Below are 23,850 nucleotides of genomic sequence, written 5' to 3'. Positions count from 1 at the left end.
CCCAACGCAGAGCGCGTGAGGGTGACGGCGCGGGGGTACCCGCCACTTCTGGCTTCAGGAGTGAGGAGGGAACATGGGCATGCTCAGAAAGACGGCCGGGATGAGCACGGCGACGAAGCCGCTGCTCACCGCAAAGGCCACGGTGAGGGCCGCGAAGACCGTTCCCGCCCGGTCCCTGCAGGTGGTACGCACCCTGGGCGGCGAGAACGTCGTCGACGTGCTCACACGTCAGCATCGGCAGATCAGGCTCGGCTTCCTGCAGGCCGCGCTGCCCGGGCCGTGGCGCCGTCGGAACTTCGACCGGCTGATGCGCCTGCTTGCCGTGCACGAAGCCGCCGAAGAGGCGCACGTCCACCCGGTCGCGCGCCGAGCCCTGCGGCACGGCAGCGAGCTGGCCCAGCGGCGCCTCACCGAGGAGAAGGAAGCAAAGCAGCTGCTGGTCGCGCTGTGGCGTACCGGTCCGGACGGGGCCGGGTATCTGCGGCGGCTCAACCAGGTGCGGCGTGCCGTCGCCCGGCACGCGGCCCGTGAGGAACGGGAGGAGTTCGCCGCGCTGCGAAAGGCGGTGAGCCCGGCCCGGCTGCGCATGCTCGGTGCCGAGGTCAAGCTCACCCAGGCGTACGCGCCGACCCGGCCGCACCGCTGGGTCAACAACGAGGCCGCGAACAAGCTGGTCGCGCCAGTCCTCGGTCCCCTCGACCGAACCCTGGACGCCGTCCGCCACCGCATGGCCTCCTGACGATCATCAGGACCGGTCGCGCACAGGCACCGGTGCGCGGCACGTTCCTCAGTCACGCAAGCGTGGCGGGATCGCCCTGCTCAGCGCGTACGGCGAGCGCGTACGGCGCTGGGAGGTCGCCCCCGCCACCCGCCCCCTGACGCGGCTCACGTCATCGTGGCCGACGCCTTCTGTTTCATGTAAGACCGCCCGAGAATGGCATCAAAGAAAACCATCCGGGCGCTTGGCAAGGACGTGGGCCCGATGACAACTGGGACACTTCTGGCGATCATCATCCCTGTCGTGGTGGTCATCGCCCTGATCGCAATCGGTTCTTCTCTCCTCATGCGCCGTCGCCGCCTCCGCGAGCGTTTCGGCCCGGAGTACCAGCGGACGGTTGAGGACACCGGCAGCCGGCGGGCCGCCGAGCGTGAACTGGTCGAGCGAGAGCAGCGGCACGACGCCCTGGATGTCAGGCCGCTGCCCACCAGCATCCGCGACCGCTACACCCGCGAGTGGACCACCGTGCAGGAAGAGTTCGTGGACCGTCCCGAGGACGCCGTGCATGACGCGGACCGCCTGGTGACCTCGCTCATGCAAGAGCGCGGCTACCCGACGGAGAAGTTCGAGGAACAGCTGAGGGACCTCTCGGTCGAGCACGGCCGCACGCTGGAGCACTACCGAGCCGCCCACGCGATCGACGAGCTCAGTACCCGCCACAAGGCCGACACCGAGCAGTTGCGCACCGCCATGGTCCACTACCGCGCGCTGCTGGAGGACCTGCTCACCGACCGCGGGCAGCCGCGCCCCGCCGGGAGCTGAGCGAACCAGGCGTGTCGCCGTGCGGTGCAGCTCGCATCTGCTGCGCGGCAAGGCTGGATTCGGCGCACGCCCTCCGGGGGCGTGACGACGGACAAGGGCCGTCACGATCAGGGCTTCCGCACATCCAGCCGATCACGTACGCCCCTCAGGTGCGGGACTCCGCCGACAACCCTCCCGTTACGACGCCCTTGGCCCCAGGGCGGGGCGCGGGGATGCGCCTACTCGGCCCAGGGCGTGAAACCGGTGTCGAGGACGGCTGCGAGGGAGGCTCGCAGGCGGGCGGCATCGTCGGCGCCGAACGCCTCCTCGAACCGGGCCTGCACGTCCTTCCACAACGGCAGGGCTTCGTTCACCCGGGCGATTCCGTCCGGCGTGATCGCGGCGATCCGTGCGCGGCGGTCGGTCGGCGACGGCTCGACGGTCACCAGACCTTCCCGCGCCAGCGGCTTGAGGTTCGAAGCCATCGTCGTGCGGTCCATGGCGATCGCGTCGGCGAGGCCGGTGATCGTCATTTCTCCGCGCGCGCTGAGCTTCTGCAGGATGCTGAACTGCGTCGCACGAAGCCCGACCGAGGCCAGGGCCGTGTCATAGGTCGCGCCGAGGTACCGGGCCGCTTTACGCAGTGCCAGGTTGTTGCACTGCTCGGCGAGGTTCGTCGGCGTGGTGGTCATGATCTCCTCCGTAGGTTGCGGAACCCATGATAGGAGCACCTACTCGTAAAGCACCAGAACGCCTGACGCCAGCGCTCGACAAGGCCATCGACGGTTCCGATTTGCCGACCCCTTAATACGAGCATATGCTCGTATGTGCTCGCGTGACGTGCGTCCCCCGCCTGATCTCCCGCGCGCATCACGTCCCGCCTTCAGAAAGCCTCGTCATGGACACCCCCATCGGATCCGCACCCGCGCGTGAGCAGACAAGCGCCACAGCTGCGGAACGCTCCCCCAAGTCCCACAGAGCCGCCCGCCGCCGGCCGCCGGTGAGGGCCTGGCTGCAACCGGCCGTCATCGCCCTGATCGTCGTGGCCGCCTTCGTGACCTGCTACATCGGCCTGCAGCGCGCCCCTCAGCCGCATCACGTTCCCATCGCCGTCACCGCCCCGGACCTCCCGGGTGAGATACACCAGGCCCTCGGCGGCAGCGTCGACGTCCACCCCGCCGCCGACGCCGGCGCCGCCCGCCGGGCACTGGAGAACCGCGACGTCGTCGCCGCGCTCAGCAACGACGGCCCGGGCAGGCTCCGGCTGGAGATCGCAGGAGCCAACGGCACATCCACCACCTCGGCGGTGAAGACCCTCGTCGCCGCCTACGCCCACGGTGCGGGCCTGCACATCACCACCGAGGATGCCGTCCCTCTGACCCGCTTCGACGCCCGGGGACTGGCCGGCTTCTACATGGCCTTCGGCGTGACCCTGGCCGGTTTCGTGCTCGGCTCGAACGCCGTCGGCCTGGCCGGTCTCCTGCACCTGCGGCAGCGGTTCTGGCTGCTGGGCGGTGCCTCCCTGGCCATCGGCACGGTCGCCGCGATCCTCGCCGGCCCCGTTCTGGGAGCGGTTCCGGCCCCGGTCGTTCCGCTGGTCCTCACCCTGACCCTGCTGGCGGCTGCGGCCGCCTTCACCACGAAGTTGCTCGGTACCTACCTCGGCCCCATCGGGCTTCCGGTCGCCACCCTCCTGCTCCTCACCGTCGGCAACGCCACCAGCGGCGCCACCATCGGCGCCGACCTGCTGCCCACCGCGGCCCGAGCCGTCTCCGCACTGCTGCCGCCCGGCGCAGCCGTCCGCGCGATCACCGACCTGAGCTATTTCGACGGCTCGCACGCGGCGGCACCCGTCGTCACACTCGCTCTATGGGCCGTCGTCGCCGCGCTGCTGCTCGGCGCGCGTGCCCGCCTGACGCGGCGGCGCACGGCGGCCGCCGCCTGACTCAGCCGAGCTCCCCCAGCCGCTCAGGCACTCACTACTCAGCTACTTCACCATCCGCTACTCCGCTACTCATGAGGAGATCGACCATGCTTGCCAGCGACCTTGTGCTCATCGCCAACGCCGGTGGTGTCGGCCGAACGGTCCTCGAAGAGCTGCGCACGCTGGACGTGCCGGTGCGCGTCATGCTTCGCCGCGAGGACGATCGTGCTGTCGAGCTGCGTGCGCTCGGCGCGGAAGTGGTCATCGGCGATCTGACCCGGCCTGAGACCGTCGCGCCCGCGCTGGCCGGCGTCCGGCGCATGTACTTCGCCATGCCCGTTTCGCCGGACCACCTGCTGGCAACGACCGTGGTGGCCAGCGTGGCACGCGAGCACGGAGAACTGGACGCCTTGGTGGACATGTCGCAAATGACGGTGTCCCAGATGACCGCCACCAGCACCGCCGAGTCACGCCAGCAGCGGCTGCACTGGCTGGCGGAACAGGTCCTGAACTGGTCGGGCCTGCCGGTGGTGCACATCCGGCCGACGTCGTTCCTGGACAATCCGCTGTTCACCGCGCTGCCTGCGCAGTCGATCCGGAAGAACGGAACGATCGAGCTGCCGTTCGGGACCGGGCGCACATCACCGGTCGCCGTGCGGGACGTCGCCCGAGTGGTCTCCACGGTGCTCCATGAGCCGGCCCCGCACATAGGGCAGGTCTACGAGCTGACGGGGCCACGCACGGTCGACATGAACGAGATGGCCGACGAGTACTCACGCGCGCTGGGGCGTCCGGTGTCGTATGTGGACGTGCCGCTGGAGCAGTGGCGTACGGAAGTGCTCGCCAAGGTGGGCCTGCCGGCGCACACCCAAGAGCACATCGCCACCATGGCCCGGCTGCACCGCGAGAACCGCTACGACCGCGCGTCCGACGACGTCGAACGCGTGACGGGCGTACCCGCGCAGACCATCGAGGCGTTCGTGGCCGAACGCAAGGACTTCTACCTGGGCTGAACCCCACCGACCGTCGCCTGCCGGCTGCGTCCCAGTGCGTGCGTTCAGGTGGGAGTTCGCAGGGCGAGGACGGCGACGTCGTCGTCGTTCTCGGCGGGGCGGACCCGGTGCAGGAGCTGGTCGGTGAAGGAGGCGAGGGGGCGGTGGGCGAGGGCGGCTGCGTGCTGGCGCAGTCGGTTCAGGCCCTCGTCGAGGGAGTGGCCGGGTGCTTCGATGAGGCCGTCGGTGTACAGCAGAAGGGTGGATCCGGGCGGCAGCGGCGCGGTGGCGTCGGGGCGGGGTCTGCCGGCTCCGGTGCCGAGGAGAATGCCGTGGCCGTCGGTGAGGTAGTGGGCCAGTCCGTCTTGGCTGATCAGCAGGGGCGGCGGGTGGCCGGCGTTGGTCCAGGAGACTTCCCAGTGGCCGTCTTCCGCCTGTTCGACCCGGGCGAAGATCATGGTGGCCATGGTCACATCGGCGATGTGCATGACCGCCTCGTCGAGCCGGTCGACGATCCGGCTGGGAGGTTCCTTCTGGGACCAGGCGTAGGCGCGGAGCATGTTGCGCACCTGGGCCATGCCGGCCGCCGCCTCCAGGTCGTGGCCGACGACGTCCCCGACGGCCAGGGCGGTGGAGCGGTCGGACAGGCAGAAGGCGTCGTACCAGTCACCGCCGACCTGTGAGGCGTCGGGTGCGGGCATGTAGCGGGCGACCATCTGCAACCCGGGCACGCGCGGCAGCTGGGGCAGCAGGTGGTTCTGCATGGTCTCGGCGACCTTGCGCTGACGCTGGTAGAGGCGGGCGTTGTCCAGGGCGACCGCGGCGCGGCGCGCGATGTCCTCGATCAGCGGGAGGTCCGCCGTGGTGAAGTCCCCTGCCCGGTCGGCGCGCCCCAGTGTCAGGGCGCCCAGGACCTCTCGGGTACTGCGGATCGGGGCGATGGCCGCGGAGCGGATGCCGGTGGCCTCGAACAGGCGGCGCTGTTCGAGCGCTATACCGGAGTCGGGTGGCCGTTGGTAGGTCTGCGGGCCGGCCACGGTGGAGGCGGCCCCGCGCAGGGCTCGGGACAGCGGCATAGGGGATTCCGCCGGCACCGGCGGCATCGGTCCTTGAAGGTCCTCGCGGTGCACCAGAGTGTCGCCTTCAGCGTGGACCACGGCGGTGCGCCACACCTCGTCGCGCTCCGTGATCAGATCGATGACCACCCAGTCCGCCAGCCGTGGCACGACCAGCGCCATGAGCCGGCGCAGCGCCTCGTCGACATCGAGGGTGGACGTCAGCTGCGTGGTGGTCTCCGCCAGCAGGGCCAGCCGTTCGAGCTCCGACAGCGGCGCGGCGGCCTGCTCCGGCCGCGAACCGGTTTCTGCCAGGCCGTGGGCGGGGTGAAAGAGAACGAGCGTGCCGGCCTCGTCGTCGCCGAGGTCGTACTGCGTGATCAACCACGAGACCGGCAGCAGGGAGCCGTCTCCTCGCGCGAACCAGTCCCCTTCGGCCTGGGCGGTGCGCCCGGCGTGGAAGGACTGCCGCATAGGGCACCGGCTGGTCGCCAGCGGCTGGCCATGGGCGTCCCTGTGCAGCAGATCGTGCGCGTCACGGCCCAGAAGGTCCTCGGCGGGCCGGCCCAGCAACTGCTCGGCTCGAGCGTTGACCGCGATGATGCAGCCCTTGTCGTCCACCAGGTACGCCCCGGTGCCGATGGCGGCCAGCGCCCGGCCCGTCGCCGAGTCGGCACCCCGCAGGCTCCGGTCATCGACGCTCTCGGTCACCTCAGGCCCCGCCACGTGTGCCTCCTTGGTCCTCGACGGGCGCGCCACTCGTCCGCGGCCGTCCGCAGCGGTGTGCTGCCTCGTCCTGCCTTCCTCTCCCCAATACCCCCTCTTCAGGTGAACCAGCCGCATCACCACAGCCTTCGAGTGCCACGACCCCCTGCCGCATAGCGGCCGGTCATTGTCGCGGCGCGGACGAGACCCGCTGGTCTCACGGCCGGGGGTTCGTGCGCCGCCAGCCCCGACCGGCGTCGACGTCACGCCGTCCCGCTACGGAGGCACAGCGGGGACAGACCCGGCGGACGGCGTCCGCGGCGCCTCCTGTCTCCGGGAGGATGTCGCGCCAGTCGACGCCGTGGAAGGAGGCGAGTCGCGACCGGTGGAGGGAACGGCCGCATACCGTCTGGTTGGCTCCGGGCTCCCAAGCGTGCACCTCGCCTCCGGGCAGCCAGCGGCCGTCGTCCTCGTCCCACCAGCGGTCGGAAGCCGCCACCCGGTGACGCCGTGCCCTTGCCATCCGGCACGAGTGCCCCTCTCAACGGACGCCATACCCTCGAAGCGGCGGAATCGATAGATGACCGTACAGAACGGCATAAAATGCCCCTGAAGACCCCTTTGACGCGCCTCCTCAGAGCGCGTCCCGGGGCGCCAGCGATGGATACCGCCTGTCCCCACTCCTCCACTTCCGGACGTCTCCCCCGCGCGCCCCCTCCACCGGGAGCCCGGGGTGCTCATTCGAGCACTCCATGGCACGAGAGAGCAGTCAGGAGGCTTGCGGAAGCGACAACGGGGCACTTGAACAGTGTCCAGAAGCCACACGACCCACAGGAATCGGAACAGCGGCGATGGACAAGCCTCAGGGCAAGGGAAGAGCCGTGGCATTGCGCATCGGGGCAGAGGAAGAATTCCACGTGGTCAACGTGGAGAGCGGCCGACTGGTGCCGCACGCCCGGGACATACTCGAGCGGCTGGGCCGGCCGGGCTTCACCACCGAACTCCATCGATCGATGGTGGAGAGCAACAGCCGGGTGCACCGCACGCTGGACGACCTGTACAAGGACCTGACCGGAGCCCGGCGCCGCCTGGACGCGGCGGCCTCCTCTTTGGGCCTCGCGGTGGTGGCCGCCGGTACGGTCCCCCTGGCCCGGATCACCTCGGGAGACGTCACCGCCGACCCCCGTTACCGGCGCATGGCGCAGGAGTACCGCAGAGTCGCCGACGAGCAGCTCATCTGCAGCGCGCAGGTGCACGTCGACGTACCGGACCGGGACACCGCCGTACGCGCCATGTGCCTGGTCTCGCCGTGGCTGCCACCGTTGCTCGCGCTCTCGGCCAGCTCACCGTTCTGGCTCGGCACGGACACCGGTTACGCGAGCTGGCGGACCATGCTGTGGCAGCGCTGGCCCACCGCAGGCCCGGCCGGCTGCTATCCGGACGCCGCCGCGTACGACGCCTCGATCGCGGACCTGATCCGCTCGGGGGTCATCAGCGATGCCGGAATGGTCTACTACGACGTTCGCCCCTCCGCACACCAGCAGACGCTGGAGCTGCGGATCTGCGACGCCTGCCCCCGTGTGGACACGGTCGTGCTGATCAGCGGGATCTTCAGGGCGCTGGTTCAGGATGCCTGCGACCGGTCGGCCCGCGAGGGCGGCCGGGCCTGCGACGGCCACCACGAGTGGCTGCGCGCCGCAAGCTGGCGGGCCGCCCGCTCCGGCCTCGAGGGAACCCTGGTCGACCCGGTGACCCGCCGCGCCGTCCCGGCCCACACGGCCCTCCAGCGCATGCTGGTCCGGTTGCGCCCGGCGCTGGAAGCGTCCGGTGACTGGGCAGTCGTGCAGGAACTCCTGGCGGAGATCCTGGCCACCGGCAGCGCCGCGCACCGGCTGCGGCGGGCGGCCGAGGCCGAGGACCTGCTCGCCAGCATCGACCTCATGGTCGCAGAGACCCGCGGTGCGGTCGGCCCACGGCGCCCGCACCGGCCCCGGCATACGGCACCGGCCGCCCCAGCCCGGTCCCCGGAGGCATGGGCGGCGGACCGATGAACACCGAAAGCACCAGCCCCGAGCCCGGGACCACGGCAGTCCCCACCAGCGCGGCATGCCGGTCCCGTCGCGTTCCTCCAGCTGGGTACCTGATCGGGAGGCACGATGTCCATGTGGTCGTGGGTCCGCGAACACCTTGGGGGCATCTCGACCGGGCCCTCCGCGCCTGCCGGTACGGCAGAGGTCCATTCAGGCAGGCGAGAGGACACGGGCGGCAGGCCGCAGGAGGAGGCAGCGGACCAGAACAGCACGACAGGAACCGCACCCGACGAACTCTTCGTGGGACGCATCGCCGCCGACGACCCCGGCTACCTGGAGACGGGCGCCGAGCGGCGCGCCGAGGCAGACACCGAACAGGGCGGCGACTCCGAGGAATCCACATAGGTAGGGGGTCTCAGTCCTTGCCCATGGCTTTGCGCACTGCGTCTTTGGTGCGGTCCATGAGAGCCGCGACCGGTCCGAGGGCCACATTGGCCACGGCGGACTCGGCTCCTGGATGCGGCCGGGTCGGAGCCACGGCCTCGGCGACCTTGATGACGTTGGCCATGGCAGCGAGGGTGGTGGCGTCGGCGGTGCGGCGCATGTGGGTGAACTCGTAGCGTTCCTCGGCGCGGGCGTGCTCCTGCACGTCCGCGCGCAGTGCCCTCAGCCGGGGCAGGAACTCCGGGTCGTCGGTGTCCATGGTGTCGAGGTCCGCGAGGGTCTGCTTGGCGGCTCGTTCCTCGGCGAGGCGTTCGTCCACGACCTGGTCGCCGCCGGACAGAGCCCGCCGGGCGAAGGGATGGATGACCTCCTCCTCAGCGGTCTCGTGCACGGCGAGCAGTCGCACCAGGCGCCGGAAGGCGTCGCGGCGTTCCTCGCCTGCACTCTGTTCGACCTCGTCGAAGAGGTTGCGGATGTCGCCGTGCTGGCGCAGGAACAGGGCGATGACGTCGGCATCCTTGGCCTGGTCGTCGCCGGCCTGCGGAGTGGGGAGGTCGGACATGTGGGGCAGCCTCACTTCTCACGCAGGGCGGGGTCGGGATGCTCGCCCTCGGACTGCACGCGGTACTCGCGGCCGAACATCTCGTCGTGCTCCGCCATGACCCGCTCGCTCGGGGGCTCCTCGCCGCCATGGATCTGTTCCTGCATCCGTTCGAACCGCTCGTGGGCCTCGCGCACGTAGCCCGCGCCCAGCGTGGTCAGGTCCATCTGCGTGTCCAGCAGCTCGCGCAGGTACTGCTTGTTCGGCTCGAAGGTGAGCACGTTCGGCAGTTCGGACGCCAGTACCTCCTGCGGCTCGCGGCCGTCGTGTCGGCGCATCAGGTCGCAGGCGGCGTGCAGGTGCTCCAGCTCCATGTTGAGGTGCAGCTCCCAGATCGCCTTGACCTTGGGATCGCTCTCCTGCTCCATGAAGGAGTAATACAGGTAGCACTCGTTGTACTCGTGGTTGACCAACTGCTCCCACCACGTCTCACCCGGGTCGACGAGGGACTCGTAATGCGTGACGTGTTCCTCCTCGATCATCCCGATCTCCTGGTAGAGCTGCCGGGCGATCGGCTCCATGTAGGTGGGGCCGGTGTTCATGTAGAAATTCATCGTCTGTTGCTCCGCCGACATGATCGTCAGAGCGTGCAGTTTCGACAGCGGGTCGGTGGTGTCCTTGTCATAGGCATCGCGCACGTTGTCGACCGGGTCGCGGTGGTGGAACTTGGTGGGGCGGCCCGGCATGACCTCGGTCAGGTTGTCGACGATCGACTCCGCCTTGCGGTGCTCGATCATCTCGTACAGGTTCGCGTACCGGTACAGATGGTCGAAGTCCTCCAGCACACCGAACTGGTACGCCTGCTTCAGGTACGGGTCCGGCTCCATCCGCGCCACCCACGCCGTCAGATCCACCGCCACCTGCTCATAGGCGATTGTCGTCTCCAGCACCGACGACACACCGGGCAGCAGCCAGTTCACGGCCTTCTGCTGCTGAGCCTCGATATAGCGGGTGCGCGCGAGCTGCCGCTTCACCTCGGGGTCGATCGTGTTGCGGGCCAGCTGGTGGCTGAAGAAGATGGCCTCGACCTCGATGCCGTTCATGGTGATGATCCGGCACCGGGTGTACGGGTCGCAGTGGTCGGGGTCGATCGGCTGCACGTTCAGCTCACGCCAGTCGCGCAGCTGACGGTCCAGCGGGATGCCCCGCTGCTCGAGCGGATTGAAGGGCATGAGGGGCGCCTCCAGGGGAGGGAGGAGTGCGTGCGCGGGCGGAGCCCCGCGACGGGCGGGCAGCACACCGAGTCTGTCCAGAGCCGATATGTTCCGGCCGTGGCTCGCGTCAGGGAGCCGCATGGTTCCCTCTGTTGGCTCAGCCGGCACAACGGGGACGACCGGGTCGGCGTGCGTGACCTTCGGCCGGGTCCTCCCGCCGAGACGCGGGGAGGACCCGGTTGGCGACATGGCTTTCCCTCGGCACCCGGACGCTGATGTCATCCTCGACTTCCCCTTCTTGCGGAGGCACCTTGACGCCCGGCTCCGTGAGACGTCTTCACGCCGCGGAGGGCCCTGATCCCAACGCACCCGGAGTTCGCCGAGATCCGCTTCCGCTCCGCGCGACTACCGGCGGCTGGGCGAGCAGTCTCGCCGGGCAGAGGGCGTCGGGTCGATCCGTATCGTCGCGGCCTGTGCCGCGGGGCTCGCGACGAGGGCGCCGGCCGCCTGTCCGTACTTGCTCCGGTAGGCGGCGTCCATCTCGTGGGCGGGCCCGGTGTCCCCGGTTTCCAGGAGGACGTCGCGGGTGACGGCCCCCACCCGGATCTGTCCGTGGCTGTGCTTCTGCGCCGCCTGGTACCAGCGGGACCGGACCCCTCGGTAGGCGCGGACGTACAGCTCGCCGCGGACCAGGACCATACCGATCTCCACGCCGGGGCGAGCGTCGTCCCCGACGGTCAGGACGAGGGACTCGGACCCGGTGAGAAGGGCGAGATCTTCGGGTGTCCAGTTCGTCATCGCGTCAGGTCTTCCGTCCGGTCGGTGCTCGGTTGCCGGGTGGTCCATGAGGTGAGGATGCGCAGGGCGTCGTGGGAGGGGCTGCCGGGTTCGGCGGTCAAAATCATCAGCCGCTGTCCTGAGCCGTCGGGACTGGTCCAGGTGTCGCAGTCGAGGGTGAGTTCGCCCACCAGGTGGTGGCGGTAGTGCTTGGTGCCGTAACTGGCGCTGTTGACGCGGTGTTCGGCCCACCAGGTGCGGAAGTCGGGGTCCTGGAGGGACAGTTCGCCGACCAACTGGGCGAGGTCGGGATCATCGGCGTCGGCCGCGGCCTCCATGCGCAGCGCGGCGACGGCTTCCCGGGCGTCGTGGGCCCAGTCCTGGTGCATCTGCCGGACCACCGGGTTCGTGAACAGCAGTCGCATGTAGTTGCGCCGGTGGGCCGGGACGGCGGCGAAGTCGGTGTAGAGGGCTACGGCGGCCGGGTTCCAGGCCAGGACGTCCAGGCGTTTGCCAAGGACGAGCGCGGGGGTTTCGGTGAGCTGGTCGAGCAGACGTCGCATGGCGGGACGCAGGCGTTGGGCGGGCCGGCGGCGGCGTGGGCGGGCGTCGCTTCGGCCGGCGAGTTCGTACAGATAGCTCTGCTGGTCGTCGTCGAGGCGCAGGGCACGGGCCAGGGTGGTGAGCACGGGTACGGATGCCCGGACGCGGCCCTGTTCCAGTCGTGTGTAGTAGTCCACGCTGATGGCGGCGAGCCGGGCGACCTCCTCGCGGCGCAGTCCGGCGACTTTGCGGGCGGAGTCCGTCTCGGTGAGGCCGCACTCCCGCGGTGTGAGCTGGGCCCGGCGGGCCTTGAGGAAGGCTCCCAGCGCCCGGGAGTCGGAGTCTGAAGTCATGCTCCCAAGTGTCCGTGCTCCGCGACCACCACGGCACATGTGTGAGGGGGCAAGTTCTTTCCCAGGCAGAAACCTGGCTCTCCCGCTCGTGTGGAGGCTGACGGAACGTGGGTGTGTGCCCGGCAGGGTGTGGGCCCCGGGCCCGCTGCGCGGGTGCCCCACGACACGTCATCACCGTCTCAAGGAGATTGCCTCATGGCCAGGACCACCGTCAGCTTCGACAGTGCCGGCATCCCGCTCGCCGGACACCTCTACACCCCCGACAGGCCGGCGTCGGGTCCGCGGCCGGCACTCGTGGTCGGTCACCCCGGCACCAGCGTGAAGGAACAGACCTCCGGCACGTACGCACAGCGGATGGCCGAGCGCGGTTTCGTCGCCCTCGCCTTCGACGCCGCCTACCAGGGCGAGTCCGGCGGTCTGCCGCGAGGCCTCGAGGACCCCGCACAGCGGGTGGAGGACTTCAAGGCCGCCGTCTCCTACCTCACCACCCTCGACGAGGTCGACGCCGACCGGATCGGCCTGCTGGGCATCTGCGCCTCCGGCAGCTATTCGCTGGCCGCCACCGGCGGTGACCACCGCGTCAAGGCCGTGGCCACCGTGTCCACCGCCGAGCCCGCCCGCCAGTTCCGCCTCGGCGCCGACGGCACCCAGGACCCGGCCGTCTTCCAGACCCTGCTGGACGGCGCCGCGGCGGCCCGCAGCGCCGCCGCACGCGGCGAGGACCCCGGCGCGCTGACCATGTTCCCGGAAACCGCCGAGCAGGCCCGCGCGCTGGGCGGCGAGCACGGCGCCGAAGGCTTCGAGTACTACTGCACCCCGCGCGGCCGGCACGAGCGCTCCGCGAAGACCCTCGCCTGGGAGAGCGTCGACAGGATGGCCATGCACGACGCCTTCTTCTCCGTCCCGCTGATCGGCCCCCGCCCGATCCTGCAGATCATCGGCGAACGCGCCGTCACCGCCTGGATGGCCGTCGAGGCCCACCGGCGTGCCACCGGCCCCAAGGAGATCCACTGGATCAAGGGCGCCAGCCACGTCGACCTCTACGACAAGAAGCAGTACGTCGACCCCGCCGTCGACAAGCTCACCGACTTCTTCACCACTCACCTCACCACCGGCTGATGACACTCAGCGACGGGGAAGGGCCTCGAGGGCGTGTGATCTGCGCGCCCTCTCCGTGAGCGAATGTCGCGAACCCCGGCCGAGTCCATCCCACCGGCCGGTGAGCGGAGGCGCTCTCGCCGCCGATGATGACCCAGTCGATCCCCCACCACCCCCCAGACAGCAGCTCGGGCTTTCGAGCTGCAAAACCACGATGTGCCACTCGACAACATATGCCGGTCGCCGATATATATAGGCGACATGAGTGACCGACCGCTTCAAGAGCCCACGCTGCTCCTGCTCACCGCCCTGGCCGACGAGCCCAGGCACGGTTACGGACTGATCCAGGAGATCGACGCGATCTCCCAGGGCCGCGTGCGGATGCGCACGGGCACCCTCTACGGCGCGCTGGACCGGCTGCTCCAGCAGGGCCTGATCCGGGTCGAGCGCGAGGAGGTCGTCGACGGCCGGGCCCGCAAGGTCTACGCCCTGGCGGAGCCCGGCCGCTGCGTGCTGGCCGCCGAGACGGAGCGACTGCGCGCCGTCGTCGCCGAGGCAGAGCGCCGGATGGCCGCCCGCCGAGCCCCTGCCATCCGCCCGAAGGGAGCCCTGGCATGACGGACCGGCACCCGTCGCGCGCTCTCTGCTGGGCACTGCGTTTCCACCCGGCCGCCTACCGCGCCGAGCACGAGGCCGAGCTGACCGCGATCTACGCCGAAGCCACGAAGAACGCAGGCTCACTCGGCCGGCTGCGCGAGGCGCTCGACGTCGCCGGTCACGGTCTGCGGCAGCGCACCGGCCTGGGCTCCGACCGGACGGCCGGTCACGTCCTGGCACAGGCGGCCCCGCTGACTGTCGCCGTCACCACGGGTGGCAGCGTGGCCAACCTGCTGTGGCTCTTCACCCCAGGTATCGGGGGCCTGCCCTCGTCCTCGCTCCCGGGGGTGCTCCTCCTCGCCAACCAGGGAGTCATGCCGCTGTTCTGGCTGGCGGCGCTCGCGGCTGTCTGGACCGGGCGCTGGAGTGCGGCCCGGGCACTGGTCGTGCCGGCGACGCTGCTGCGGCTGGCCGACCTTCCCCTGCTCCTGCTCGCCCACCTCTTCCACGACACCTACGCGGAAGCTGCGCTGAACCTGATCGTGCCGCTGCTGACCGGCGCCGTCGTCCTCGCCGCGCCCAGGGACCTGCTCGGCTCATCGCAGCCGCAGCGGGCCGCGATCGCGGGCGCCACGACTCTGGCCGTCGTGCTGTGGGTGGCACTGCTCGTCAGCGTCTACTACCCCCTGACGGGGGGTCCTCTGATCACCCATACGCTCTGGGCTGGGGTCTTCGCGGTCGCTCTGCTCTTCGTCAGGCGGGATCGGTTGCCTGCCGCGGGTCTGGCGGTGGCCCTGCTTCCCATCGCGCTGCAGATGACGGTGCCGCTGCTGTATCCGCTTTCCCCCGCGGGCGTGGGCGCTCTGCTCGTGGTTGTGCTCAGCGGCGCGGTCTCCCTCCTGCACGCGCGCAGGCGCCGCGCCCAGGTAACCCCGCCGAGCGCGACATAGCGGGATCCGGGGCCCGGTCGAAGGCCCGCACCGGACCAGAACTTCTGCCGGGGCTGCTGGCAGCCACGTCTTGTGCGGGTCTTCTTCCGGGTCTTCTCGACGCTGTCCGCGCCGGTGGCGCGGCAACTCCCCTGCGGTCACCCCTGCGACCGCACCAACGCAAGCAAGCCGGTACGCGGTCGCCCGCCCCGCCTGTCGGCCGCAACGCGCAACCAGCCGCAGCCGCACCAACGCCGGGGCCATGACGATGCCACACGCCGCGTCGGCGGCGCGGGCCCGCCGCGAGCCCGGCTCCGTCCAAGAAGCCCAGACTCAGCAGGATCCATGACCGTCACGGCGTCCACCGGCCCGGAACCAACGACGCGCCGTCGCATGCTCGGGGCAGCGCTGATCGCCGGGATCGGGGCTGCCGTGCCGCTCGGCGCCGCATCCCGCGCATGGGCGGCTCCGACCGCCTCCGGCCCGGCGCAACTCACGCTGCCTCTGCCCACCGGGCCGTACCCGGTGGGCACGGTGCCGCTCCACCTCGTCGACACCTCACGTCCGGATCCCGTGGCCGGCCCGGGACGTCACCGCGAGTTGATGGCGAGCGTCTGGTACCCGGCACGCAAGGCCGAGGACCTGCCGCGCGCCCCCTGGATGGCCGAGGGGCGTTGCAGGCGCTCCTGGCGGACACCGGCTTCCCCCTTGACCCCGCCCTCGGCCCGCTCACCGCCGGGCACGTGGGCGCGCCCGTACACCCCACGGGCCACCGCCTGCCCGTCATCGTGTACTCGCACGGCTCGGGCAGCCACCGCGGCGATCACACCATCATGGTCCAGGAACTCGCCGGCCACGGCTACGCCGTGGTCACCGTCGACCACACCCACGACGCGTTCACCGAGTTCCCCGACGGCCGTGTAGGGTCTCAGATTTCGTGGCACAGTCCCAGCCGTGATGGCACAACGGTGGCACTTATGCCGATGTTGTGAGACTCCCTGGTCGGAGCTTTCACCCTTTCGGGTGGCGGGGATTCTGGTCCGGCCCGTCGAGGGAAGCACCGCTGACACCTTGGCTTCACGGGCTCTTGCCTGTGGGCTGCGGGCGCGTGATGGACGTGGCTGTGACCGTGAGTTTTCGTCGTCGAATCGGTGAGTGCGTCGAAGACTGGGTTTGGCCTACGGTTCCCGTCGGGGACTTGGAGGCGGCTACGCCGTGGCGGACTTTCCGCTGGTACAAGGGCCAGAAGCACTACTCCGGCGTTTACTGGTCTGCGACGGTACGCGACCACGTGATCTACGAGTCGCGCCTGGAATTGGCGAGGCTGCTCTTCGCGGATTTTGATCCCTCCGTACGCCGCATCGTGGCCCAGCCCTTCCTGCTGAAAGCCGAAGTGGATGGGAAGCCCCGCAAGCACATCCCGGACTATCTGTTGATCACCGACCAGGTGCCGGTAGTCGTGGACGTCAAGCCGCTGCACCGGTTGTCCAAGCCCGAGGTGGCCTTCACCTTCGACTGGACTCGACGGGTGGTGGAGTCGCGGGGATGGCAGTACGAGGTGTGGAGCGAGCCGCCGACGGCACGGCTGGAGAACATCCGTTTCCTGGCCGGCTATCGCAGGGACTGGCTGTTCAGCCCCGACCTTCTGGACGAGCTCCTCGGCGCTGGCCTCGATGGAGTCCCGTTGGGGCAGGCCCCGCGCCGTTTGCCTGGCCGTCCGGAGCTCCACGTGCGGCCTGCGGTCCACCACCTGCTCTGGACAGGCCGCCTCTTCACTGATCTCGACCAACCGCTCAACACTTCACGAGTGTTGCGGACGGCGTCATGAGCAGGGCGGGGCCCGGGTCGAAGTCGGTACGCGTTTCCGCTATGACGGGGAAACCGTCGAGGTGGTGGAGATGGTCCCGACCACGGCGGGCAACGAAGTGGTCCTGAAGGACGGCCGGGGGCGGGTGCTGCGCCTGTCTCTGTAGCTGTAGGGCGTCTCGCCGTACGCGGCGGGGAACTGGCGGGCGAAGTGCGAGGGCGACATCAGGGCGGCCCGCACCGTCGCGGGCACGTCGAGCGGTTCGGCGTACTCGCGGTCCATGAGGTCGCGTGCGCGGCGCAATCGAGCCAGCTCCTCCGGTGTCACCCGCGGAGCATATGGCCCGTGACTCCCGGATGACGGGGATTCTTGGAAACGACCGGTATTGCTCCCCGCCGTACTTGATCCAGTTCTCAACGACCGGGGAGGGTTGGCAGGTATCACGCCGGCGACAAGCCGGTGCCGCGAGGCTGGTCAGGTGCAGCCCGTGCTCGCGGCCCTGCTCAAGGCTGTACGAGGCTCTTCCGGGCGGTCTTACGCCTCTTCCGCGGGAATGGTCGGCCGTGCCGCGTAGCGGGTGCGCATCGCGTCGCTGGCTGCGGGGCCCGCGGTGAAGACGTAGGCGGCGCTGTCGTCGAGTCGGCGGCCGGTTTTGGCATCGACGACGACGGGCTCGACTTCCTCGCCGGTGTGCGCGTCGACGAGGATCATGCTGCGCTCCGTCGGCGTGAGGCGGGCATTGCCCCACGCGGCCAGGGCGACGATCACCGGGCGCAGGGAGCGCCCGAGTTCGGTCAGGACGTACTCGTGCCGGACGGGGCTGGTCTGGTAGGGCCGGCGCTCCAGCAGACCGTCGGCGACCAGGGTCTTCAGCCGGGTGGTGAGCATACTGGAGGAGATGCCCAGGCTCTCCTGGAACTGGTCGAAACGGGTGTAGCCGTCGAAGGCGTCGTGGAGGATCAGCAGCGTCCACCACTCGCCGACGTGTTCCACCGTCGTGGACAGCGGGCACTCCCGGTCCTCCAGCCTGATCCGGCTTGCCACGGCGACCATCCCCTCAGTTACTGCTAAAGTCGAAGTTATTAGGTTCTATTTTAGCAGTCAGGACGGGGGCGGCGCCCCGCATACCCGCGCCCGGGAACGGAGCACAACGTGACCACATCCATCAGCGAATCCCTCGAAGGCCGACGCGCTCTGGTCACCGGCGGCACCAAGGGCACCGGAGCCGCGATCGCCCGACGGCTCGCCGAGGCCGGCGCGACCGTGCTGGTCACCGCCCGCAGCCGCCCCGACGACGTCGAGGAGAAGACGTTCATCACCGCCGACCTGTCCACCGCCCAGGGCGCCGCCCACGTCGCCTCCGAGGTGGACGCCCGCATGGGAGGCGTCGACATCCTGGTCAACACCCTCGGCGGCTCCGAGGCACCAGCAGGAGGATTCGCCGCGCTCAGCGAGGACGACTGGGCAAGGGAGCTGAACACGAACCTGCTGGCCGCCGTCCGCCTGGACCGCGCACTCCTCCCGCACATGATCGCCACGGGCAAGGGCGCGGTCGTGCACGTCACCTCGATCCAGCGCCGCATGCCGCTGTGGAACGGCACCCTGGCCTACGCCGCAGCCAAGGCCGCCCTGACCACCTACAGCAAGGGCCTGGCCAACCAGGTCGCCCCGCACGGCGTCCGCGTCAACACCGTCTCGCCCGGCTTCATCCAGACCTCGGCCGCCGACAACCTCGTCACCCGGATCGCTCACGACGCCGGCATCAGCCAGGAAGCGGCGCTGGGCCGGCTCATGGACTCCCTGGGAGGCATCCCGCTCGGCCGTCCCAACCGGCCCGAGGAGGTCGCCGAACTCGTCGCCTTCCTCGTCTCCGACCGCGCCTCGGCCATCGTCGGCGCCGAACACGTCATCGACGGCGGCACCACCCCCACCGTCTGAACCCGCCACCACCATCAGGAACGTCATGCACGACAACCAGCCCCGGACCATCACCCCGGACGCCCTGCCCGCGGTGATCACCCGCTACCTCACAGCGCACCGCGTCCACGACACCGCCACCGCGCTCACGACGTTCACCGACGACGCCACAGTGATCGACGACGGCAACACCTACCAGCGAAGCGCCGCGATCGAGTGGTGGCTGGACCGATCCGCCACCGAATTCACCTACACCATCCACCTCACGAACGCCCAGCAGACCGACACGGCCCACTACATCGCCACCCACCACCTCGAAGGCAACTTCCCCGGCGGCACCATCGATCTCCACTACCGGTTCACGCTGCGAGACGACCTCATCGAACACCTCGCCATCGAACCCTGAACCCGCTCCCACACCACCTGTTCCCGCCCGCAAGAGAGACCCCACCCACCCCAGACCGCCCCGTCCCAGCCCCCGTGCCCACCCAGCCACCCGACCAAGAACGAGCCCTCAAGTTCGGCATCCACCCGCAGATCAGCACTCGCACGCCTGAGGAATCAAGGCGAGCAACTCCGGGGCCATCCTCAGCACAGGGTGAGGAGATTCAAGGCTCTGTCTGTAGGTCCGTGAATCCCCAGGTCAGCAGCCGGAACGCGGGATCGTTTCGGCAGCGTACTTCCTGCCGTGGCGAGCAAGACGGTTGAGGATGTGCTGTTTCTCGGGATCGATGTGCGGGTGGAGGGGGTGGGCGATTCCTCCGGCATCCTGGTCGTGGAGGCGGTGTCGACGGCCCGCCCAGGCCGGTGCCCGACCTGCCGCAAGCAGGCCCGCCGCGTACACAGCAGGTATCAACGCACCCTGGATTAACGGCCTTTGGGGTCGCGTCGGGTCATCATCCGGCTGCAGGTGCGCCGATACTTCTGCGACCGCAGGAGCTGCTCCCGCACGACCTTCGTCGAGCAGGTACCGGGTCTGTCCACGCGCTACCGCCGTTCCAGTATCGGGCTGGCGGGCTGGCTGCGGTCGATCGCGATCGAGCTCGGCGGCCGCCCCGCCGCACGGCTGTGCCGCCGACTGCGGCTGACCGCGGGCCGGACACGGCTGCTCAGGCTGCTGACGGCACCGGCAGTGCCGGACCGTGCTCCGCGGGTGCTGGGGGTGGACGAGTTCGCCTTCCGCAAGGGCTGCACCTACGGCACCGTGCTGGTCGACGTCGAGGCCGGCCGGGTCGTGGACGTGCTACCCGACCGCACGTCCGAGACGTTCGCGGCGTGGCTCACCGAGCATCCCGGAGCCGAGATCATCTGCCGGGACCAGGCCACGGCCTACACCAAGGCGGTCAAGGAAGCCGCCCCCAATGCCCTCGAAGTCGCTGATCGCTGGCATTTGCTGCAGAACCTGTCGGCCGCGGTGGAGAAGACCTGTCACCAGCACCGCGACTGCCTGCGCACGTGCCGAGGAGGAGACGGTGACCGAGGTGCCGGCGGTGGCCCCGATGCTGTTACCGCCCGCGGAACTGCCCCGCACCCAGATCATCGAACACACCCGCCACCGCTATGAAGACATTCACGGCCTGCTGGAGAAACGCTGGACGATCAGCGCCATCGCCCGCCGTCTGAACCTCGACCGCAAGACCGTGCGCCGCTTCCGCGACACCGACCTCGACGAGCTGCTGGCCTCCGCCCGGGAGCGCCGCCCTAACGGCGTCCTGGAGCCGTTCAAGGCATACCTCAATGCCCGCTTCACCGAGGCGCAGGGCCAGGTCAGCAGCACCCGACTGTTCTTGGAGATCCAGGCGCGCGGCTACCGCGGCAGCCGACAGGTGGTCCGCAAACACCTCGCCGCCCTCCGCGCAGGCACCGCCGAACCAATCCGGGCCGACATCCCGAGCCCTCGCAAGATCACCTCGTGGATCATGCGGCCTCGGGAGACGCTCACCGAGAGCCAGGACGAGCGACTCCTTCAAGTCCGGCTCGCCTGCCCGGACATCACTCGGGCCTGCGATCTCGCCCGGACGTTCGCCGACCTTGTCCGCCACCAGCGCGGATACCTGCTGCAGGAGTGGATCCGGCAGGCCGAACAGGACGCACCGAAGCCCATGAAGGGCTTCGCCGGCTTCCTCCGCCAGGACCTCGACGCCGTCACCGCCGGACTCACCCTGCCCTGGAGCTCTGGGGTCGTCGAAGGGCATGTAAACAGGGTGAAAACACTCAAGAGGGCTATGTACGGCCGAGCCTCATTCGAACTCCTCCGGACCCGCATCCTCGGAAACGGCCCATGAGACAGTCGGGCACGGCTCACCGATCGTCACCGAGGAGAAGGATCCATGAGAGCGTTGCCCGCCGTCACCGGCCGTGATGAGTTCGATGCCCTGGTCGTCAGAACCGACTACCTCGACGACCAGGCGTGGCAGGACGTGGCGGCCGCGCTGATGGAGCCCTGGGGAGACAGGCAGTACGAGGCAGACGTCCACTTCATCAATGATCCGGACTGGTCAGGGGCGACCGTTGACGAGGTGCTGACGGCGGTCCGCGGCGACGACAGCCTGGCCGTCGTCTTTCTTGCCGACCGTACGACCATGCAGGCCAAGAGCCACCCGCTGCTGGCGGTCACCACGCTGACGCGGGAGGAATGCCTGGACGAAGAGGACTACGAACAACTGACCGAGTTCGGTAGAGATTTCCGCGTCCTACCCGCAAGACTCCACGAGGTCCACGCGAACCTCAGCATTGGGAACCTGGGCTTCGAGGAGTTTGCGGCATGGGCTCACGATGATCCCGAGGGGATCTTCCGGTCCTTCTGAACGGTTCACGGAACTGTGGTCAGAGCCAGATTCAAAGATCCCCATCACGGACGGGCGCTCAGCGCCTCGTCTCGTACCTGGTCAGGATCACGCCGCAGGGAAACGTCCGCGTCTCCACCAGGTTCAGGTTCACCCAGCTGTCCAGCGCGGTGAAGAACGGCGTGCCCCCGCCCGCCAGGACCGGCGCGGTGGCCAGCACGTACTCGTCAATCAGCCCGGCCCGCATGACCGCCCCGGCGAGCGTCGCGCCGCCGATGTCCATCGGGCCGCCGTCCTCGGCCTTGAGCCGGGTGATCTCGGCGACCGCGTCGCCGGTGACCAGGCGGGTGTTCCAGTCGACCTTGTCGATCGTCGAGGAGAACACAACCTTCGACATGTCCCGCCAGCGGCGCGCGAACTCGATCTCCGCTGGGGTGGCGTTGGGCTGCTGGTCGCCGGTCGGCCAGTAGGAGCTCATCGTCTGCCACAGCTTGCGCCCGTACAGCGACAGGTCGGTTGCCTGCAACTGGTCGGACCAAAACTGGAACAGCTCGTCGCTCGGCACGCTCCAGCCGATGTCGTCGCCGGGCGCGGCGATGTAGCCGTCCAGGGTCAGGTTCATGCCGTAGATCAATTTCCGCATGGCGCCAGCCTTCCGTGAGTCGGCCTCACGCGTACAGACCGGCGCGGCGCGGGAAACTCATCGGTGAGCGCGATCTGAGCTCGCATGTAGTCTTCGTGCTCGGTGGCTCAGCCGCAGACTCATCGTTCCGCCGAGGAAATGGCATCGATCTGAGACTGATCTTGGGTGACATCGCGGTGAGACAACAGAGAACCAGCAGGTCACAGAAGATCGACATGTCATCGGCGGCGAGACCCTACAGGCCGGGTGGTCACCCCGGACGACTTCCCGATGTACCCGAGGGACTTCGCCGCGGACCTCCGGTTCCTGCTCGACTGCGTGGAGGGGCTCGCCGCCGGGCGCAACCCCGACGTCAACGGCAGGCCACTGCCCCAGGGCCTGCTCGGCGCCCTCGACCCGCAGTGCATCGGCGCGTTCGGCTGGTCGAAGGGCGGCACAGCCACCGCGCTCACCATGCTCACCGACCGGCGCGTCCGCGCCGGGCTCAGCATCGACGGCCCGATGCAGCCGACCATCACCGCCGACCTGGACCGGCCGTTCATGATGATGACCGCCGTGTTCACCCGGGCCGCCATGCCGGACGTCGCCGAGTTCTGGACGCACCTTCGCGGTTGGCGACAACGCGACGCTGATCCCGCAAGCGGGTGAGATCCTCGGCATGACCGACCAGCAGATCCAGGACTGGATCGGCACCCTCGACCCGGCCCGAGCGGTACGGATCCAACAGGCCTACCCGCTCGCGTTCTTCGACCGGCACCTGCGGCACCGCGGGCGGCATCTGCTCGACGGCCCGAGCGCGGCCTTCCCAGAGGTGAAGTTCCTTCCATGAAGCCAAGGACCGCGGCGCTCACCTCCCGCGCCGCGGTCCGCGGGTCCCGGCCGCGAAGAAGCCGACCGGCCACTCGACAGCCGTTGCGGTGCCCACCGCGCCTCGTCGGCAGCGACAGCAACCGGTGCGGCCTCAACGCGGTGGCCGGCGCGGAAGCCAGCACCGCATCCGGCGCCGAGCATCATGCAGAACGTCCCGGCCCTGCCGGGCCATGAGATACGGAGCCGCCCGCACGAGGAGGATGATCAACAGGGTGGGCAGGAGCAAGACGAGCAGGATCACAGACCCTCCGGTTCGGCCGGTTCCTGGACCTTGACCGGGCCGTTCTCAGGATGCGGTCGAGTACCGGACCGTGCATGTCGACGAGGGCCGTACGCAGCAGCAACGTCGCCCGAAAATCACCGGCCAACCACCGGCCAACGCACATCACGAGCGGCGATCACCTGTTTGCTTCACGCTCCACGTTGAGCGGCAGGCCTTGGTAACGGTCCGTGCCACCGTGATCACGCATGAACCAGCCCTTCTTGCCGCACCATAAGCGGTCATAAAAACTGTGAAAACGGACACAATCGGGCGATAAACGGTCTAAACTGGGCATCGCACTAGCGAAGACGCCCAGCCGCCGCCAGCCTCGACGCCAGGAGAGCCGCATGATCCACGGAGCGAAAGCTCCCGATCCCAACCCCCGCGCCGACGCCGCTTCCGCCCTCGGCTGCGAAGTGTGCAACGGCTGGGGCAGTGTGATCACCTACTGGGGCCGCCACGAACTGTGCTCCACCTGCCAGCCCCACGCCGACCGAGAGGACGAGGACACCAGCACCGCACCCCAGGCCGCATGGCAGCGGCGAAACCGGCGACCATGACCAGCAGTGAAGCGGGTGACGACCGACCCCGGGCCGTCCCGCCCAGGGCTCCGCGGACGCCCGGATCGGCCGGTGTTTCCACAGGTCCGAGCCGCGTAGGCGGGCAAGGAGGGAATCGCCGTGCAGACCATGCGAATCGCCGTTGCCGGTGCGACCGGGAACATCGGGGCCCACACCGCGGCCGCCCTGGAACGGGCCGGACACGACGTCGTGCGCATCAGCCGCTCACCCGGTGTCGACCTGTCGACCGGCGAGGGCCTCGACGCCGCCCTCGTAGGCGTGGA

At 69.4% G+C, this 23,850-nt stretch carries 29 protein-coding genes and 1 pseudogene; 19 read left to right on the top strand and 11 right to left on the bottom strand.

Annotated features, from left to right (window positions below; translation table 11 throughout):
- Positions 1-73: 73 nt before the first annotated feature.
- Both SY2F82_RS16600 and SY2F82_RS16595 read left to right on the top strand, forming a co-directional pair.
- The gene (locus SY2F82_RS16600; protein WP_236041518.1) at positions 74-739 is read left to right on the top strand and encodes a hemerythrin domain-containing protein; all 666 of its coding nucleotides are present in this window, start codon (positions 74-76) and stop codon (positions 737-739) included.
- A 243-nt stretch (positions 740-982) separates the two neighbouring features.
- On the top strand, positions 983-1,540 hold the full coding sequence (locus SY2F82_RS16595; RefSeq protein ID WP_200419847.1) for a hypothetical protein: 558 nt from the start codon (positions 983-985) through the stop codon (positions 1,538-1,540).
- Positions 1,541-1,758: 218 nt separating this feature from the next.
- Here the strand turns inward: SY2F82_RS16595 and SY2F82_RS16590 are convergent, their stop codons facing one another.
- Positions 1,759-2,211, bottom strand: coding sequence for a MarR family winged helix-turn-helix transcriptional regulator (locus SY2F82_RS16590; protein ID WP_200419846.1), 453 nt, complete (start codon positions 2,209-2,211; stop codon positions 1,759-1,761).
- 206 nt (positions 2,212-2,417) lie between these two features.
- Between SY2F82_RS16590 and SY2F82_RS16585 the strand changes: the two genes are divergently transcribed.
- Both SY2F82_RS16585 and SY2F82_RS16580 read left to right on the top strand, forming a co-directional pair.
- Positions 2,418-3,464 (top strand): hypothetical protein, encoded by a 1,047-nt coding sequence (locus SY2F82_RS16585; RefSeq protein WP_200419845.1) that lies wholly within the window; start codon positions 2,418-2,420, stop codon positions 3,462-3,464.
- An 86-nt stretch (positions 3,465-3,550) separates the two neighbouring features.
- The gene (locus tag SY2F82_RS16580; protein ID WP_200419844.1) at positions 3,551-4,456 is read left to right on the top strand and encodes an NAD(P)H-binding protein; all 906 of its coding nucleotides are present in this window, start codon (positions 3,551-3,553) and stop codon (positions 4,454-4,456) included.
- Between the two features lie 44 nt (positions 4,457-4,500).
- Here the strand turns inward: SY2F82_RS16580 and SY2F82_RS16575 are convergent, their stop codons facing one another.
- The gene (locus tag SY2F82_RS16575) at positions 4,501-6,216 is read right to left on the bottom strand and encodes a SpoIIE family protein phosphatase (protein ID WP_200419843.1); all 1,716 of its coding nucleotides are present in this window, start codon (positions 6,214-6,216) and stop codon (positions 4,501-4,503) included.
- Positions 6,217-6,412: 196 nt separating this feature from the next.
- Positions 6,413-6,718: a hypothetical protein gene (locus SY2F82_RS38875; RefSeq protein WP_236041514.1), complete on the bottom strand. Its 306-nt coding sequence runs from the start codon at positions 6,716-6,718 to the stop codon at positions 6,413-6,415.
- Positions 6,719-7,076: 358 nt separating this feature from the next.
- Between SY2F82_RS38875 and SY2F82_RS16570 the strand changes: the two genes are divergently transcribed.
- Positions 7,077-8,246 carry a glutamate--cysteine ligase gene (locus SY2F82_RS16570; protein ID WP_236041513.1) on the top strand — a complete coding sequence of 390 codons (1,170 nt, stop codon included), beginning with the start codon at positions 7,077-7,079 and terminating at the stop codon, positions 8,244-8,246.
- A 394-nt stretch (positions 8,247-8,640) separates the two neighbouring features.
- On the opposite strand, the gene SY2F82_RS16565 is transcribed toward SY2F82_RS16570, so the two are convergent.
- The 4 genes from SY2F82_RS16565 to SY2F82_RS16550 all read right to left on the bottom strand — a co-directional run bounded on the left by SY2F82_RS16565 (position 8,641) and on the right by SY2F82_RS16550 (position 12,097).
- Complete coding sequence (locus tag SY2F82_RS16565) at positions 8,641-9,231, bottom strand: hemerythrin domain-containing protein (RefSeq protein WP_200419841.1); 591 nt, start codon at positions 9,229-9,231, stop codon at positions 8,641-8,643.
- An 11-nt stretch (positions 9,232-9,242) separates the two neighbouring features.
- Complete coding sequence (locus tag SY2F82_RS16560; protein ID WP_200419840.1) at positions 9,243-10,442, bottom strand: hypothetical protein; 1,200 nt, start codon at positions 10,440-10,442, stop codon at positions 9,243-9,245.
- A gap of 387 nt (positions 10,443-10,829) precedes the next feature.
- Complete coding sequence (locus tag SY2F82_RS16555) at positions 10,830-11,222, bottom strand: DUF2255 family protein (RefSeq protein WP_200419839.1); 393 nt, start codon at positions 11,220-11,222, stop codon at positions 10,830-10,832.
- Complete coding sequence (locus tag SY2F82_RS16550; RefSeq protein ID WP_200419838.1) at positions 11,219-12,097, bottom strand: helix-turn-helix domain-containing protein; 879 nt, start codon at positions 12,095-12,097, stop codon at positions 11,219-11,221. The genes SY2F82_RS16555 and SY2F82_RS16550 overlap by 4 nt, the downstream gene beginning before the upstream one ends.
- A 195-nt stretch (positions 12,098-12,292) precedes the next feature.
- On the opposite strand from SY2F82_RS16550, the gene SY2F82_RS16545 reads away from it, so the two are divergent.
- The 3 genes from SY2F82_RS16545 (at position 12,293) to SY2F82_RS16535 (ending at position 14,742) form a co-directional block, all read left to right on the top strand.
- The gene (locus SY2F82_RS16545; RefSeq protein WP_200419837.1) at positions 12,293-13,216 is read left to right on the top strand and encodes an alpha/beta hydrolase; all 924 of its coding nucleotides are present in this window, start codon (positions 12,293-12,295) and stop codon (positions 13,214-13,216) included.
- Between the two features lie 240 nt (positions 13,217-13,456).
- Positions 13,457-13,813 (top strand): PadR family transcriptional regulator, encoded by a 357-nt coding sequence (locus SY2F82_RS16540; RefSeq protein WP_200419836.1) that lies wholly within the window; start codon positions 13,457-13,459, stop codon positions 13,811-13,813.
- On the top strand, positions 13,810-14,742 hold the full coding sequence (locus SY2F82_RS16535) for a hypothetical protein (RefSeq protein ID WP_200419835.1): 933 nt from the start codon (positions 13,810-13,812) through the stop codon (positions 14,740-14,742). The genes SY2F82_RS16540 and SY2F82_RS16535 overlap by 4 nt, the downstream gene beginning before the upstream one ends.
- Positions 14,743-15,311: 569 nt before the next feature.
- On the opposite strand, the gene SY2F82_RS38870 is transcribed toward SY2F82_RS16535, so the two are convergent.
- A complete protein-coding gene (locus tag SY2F82_RS38870) occupies positions 15,312-15,611 on the bottom strand; it encodes a hypothetical protein (RefSeq protein ID WP_236041583.1) in 300 nt (99 codons plus the stop codon).
- Between SY2F82_RS38870 and SY2F82_RS38865 the strand changes: the two genes are divergently transcribed.
- Together SY2F82_RS38865 and SY2F82_RS16525 are read left to right on the top strand one after the other, a co-directional pair.
- On the top strand, positions 15,510-15,713 hold the full coding sequence (locus SY2F82_RS38865) for a hypothetical protein (protein WP_236041574.1): 204 nt from the start codon (positions 15,510-15,512) through the stop codon (positions 15,711-15,713). The genes SY2F82_RS38870 and SY2F82_RS38865 overlap by 102 nt on opposite strands.
- 206 nt (positions 15,714-15,919) lie before the next feature.
- Complete coding sequence (locus SY2F82_RS16525; protein WP_200419834.1) at positions 15,920-16,549, top strand: TnsA-like heteromeric transposase endonuclease subunit; 630 nt, start codon at positions 15,920-15,922, stop codon at positions 16,547-16,549.
- A 141-nt stretch (positions 16,550-16,690) separates the two neighbouring features.
- On the opposite strand, the pseudogene SY2F82_RS16520 reads toward SY2F82_RS16525, so the two are convergent.
- Both SY2F82_RS16520 and SY2F82_RS16515 read right to left on the bottom strand, forming a co-directional pair.
- Positions 16,691-16,810, bottom strand: a pseudogene (locus SY2F82_RS16520) (AraC family transcriptional regulator); the annotation flags it as partial.
- Between the two features lie 252 nt (positions 16,811-17,062).
- Positions 17,063-17,581 carry a helix-turn-helix domain-containing protein gene (locus SY2F82_RS16515; protein WP_200419833.1) on the bottom strand — a complete coding sequence of 173 codons (519 nt, stop codon included), beginning with the start codon at positions 17,579-17,581 and terminating at the stop codon, positions 17,063-17,065.
- A gap of 99 nt (positions 17,582-17,680) precedes the next feature.
- Here SY2F82_RS16515 and SY2F82_RS16510 point away from each other — a divergent pair, with 99 nt between their 5' ends.
- From SY2F82_RS16510 to SY2F82_RS16485, 6 genes are all read left to right on the top strand, one after another.
- Positions 17,681-18,466, top strand: a complete 786-nt coding sequence (locus SY2F82_RS16510; RefSeq protein ID WP_200419832.1) for an SDR family oxidoreductase — start codon at positions 17,681-17,683, stop codon at positions 18,464-18,466.
- A gap of 25 nt (positions 18,467-18,491) precedes the next feature.
- The gene (locus SY2F82_RS16505; protein WP_200419831.1) at positions 18,492-18,851 is read left to right on the top strand and encodes a nuclear transport factor 2 family protein; all 360 of its coding nucleotides are present in this window, start codon (positions 18,492-18,494) and stop codon (positions 18,849-18,851) included.
- A 282-nt stretch (positions 18,852-19,133) separates the two neighbouring features.
- Positions 19,134-19,316: a hypothetical protein gene (locus SY2F82_RS16500; protein ID WP_200419830.1), complete on the top strand. Its 183-nt coding sequence runs from the start codon at positions 19,134-19,136 to the stop codon at positions 19,314-19,316.
- 6 nt (positions 19,317-19,322) lie between these two features.
- Positions 19,323-20,009, top strand: a complete 687-nt coding sequence (locus SY2F82_RS16495) for an ISL3 family transposase (protein WP_200419829.1) — start codon at positions 19,323-19,325, stop codon at positions 20,007-20,009.
- The gene (locus SY2F82_RS16490; protein WP_200419828.1) at positions 19,918-20,730 is read left to right on the top strand and encodes a transposase; all 813 of its coding nucleotides are present in this window, start codon (positions 19,918-19,920) and stop codon (positions 20,728-20,730) included. Before SY2F82_RS16495 ends, SY2F82_RS16490 begins: the two co-directional genes overlap by 92 nt.
- 45 nt (positions 20,731-20,775) lie before the next feature.
- The gene (locus SY2F82_RS16485) at positions 20,776-21,252 is read left to right on the top strand and encodes a hypothetical protein (protein ID WP_200419827.1); all 477 of its coding nucleotides are present in this window, start codon (positions 20,776-20,778) and stop codon (positions 21,250-21,252) included.
- A 58-nt stretch (positions 21,253-21,310) separates the two neighbouring features.
- Here SY2F82_RS16485 and SY2F82_RS16480 read toward each other — a convergent pair whose 3' ends face one another.
- Positions 21,311-21,874, bottom strand: coding sequence for a dihydrofolate reductase family protein (locus SY2F82_RS16480; protein ID WP_200419826.1), 564 nt, complete (start codon positions 21,872-21,874; stop codon positions 21,311-21,313).
- A gap of 246 nt (positions 21,875-22,120) precedes the next feature.
- Here SY2F82_RS16480 and SY2F82_RS38860 point away from each other — a divergent pair, with 246 nt between their 5' ends.
- From SY2F82_RS38860 to SY2F82_RS16470, 3 genes are all read left to right on the top strand, one after another.
- Positions 22,121-22,522: a hypothetical protein gene (locus SY2F82_RS38860; protein WP_236041512.1), complete on the top strand. Its 402-nt coding sequence runs from the start codon at positions 22,121-22,123 to the stop codon at positions 22,520-22,522.
- A 10-nt stretch (positions 22,523-22,532) separates the two neighbouring features.
- Entirely contained in the window at positions 22,533-22,703 is a 171-nt protein-coding gene (locus SY2F82_RS38855; RefSeq protein WP_236041510.1) for a hypothetical protein, read from the top strand.
- Positions 22,704-23,353: 650 nt separating this feature from the next.
- A complete protein-coding gene (locus SY2F82_RS16470; protein WP_200419825.1) occupies positions 23,354-23,566 on the top strand; it encodes a hypothetical protein in 213 nt (70 codons plus the stop codon).
- Positions 23,567-23,850 lie beyond the last annotated feature (284 nt).

Origin of the sequence: Streptomyces sp. Y2F8-2 (genome assembly GCF_014905555.1) — a bacterium.
Taxonomy (GTDB): Bacteria; Actinomycetota; Actinomycetes; order Streptomycetales; family Streptomycetaceae; genus Streptomyces; species Streptomyces cynarae.
The sequence above is the reverse complement of the archived record's forward strand: the minus strand, read 5'-3'. Positions and strand labels throughout refer to the sequence as shown.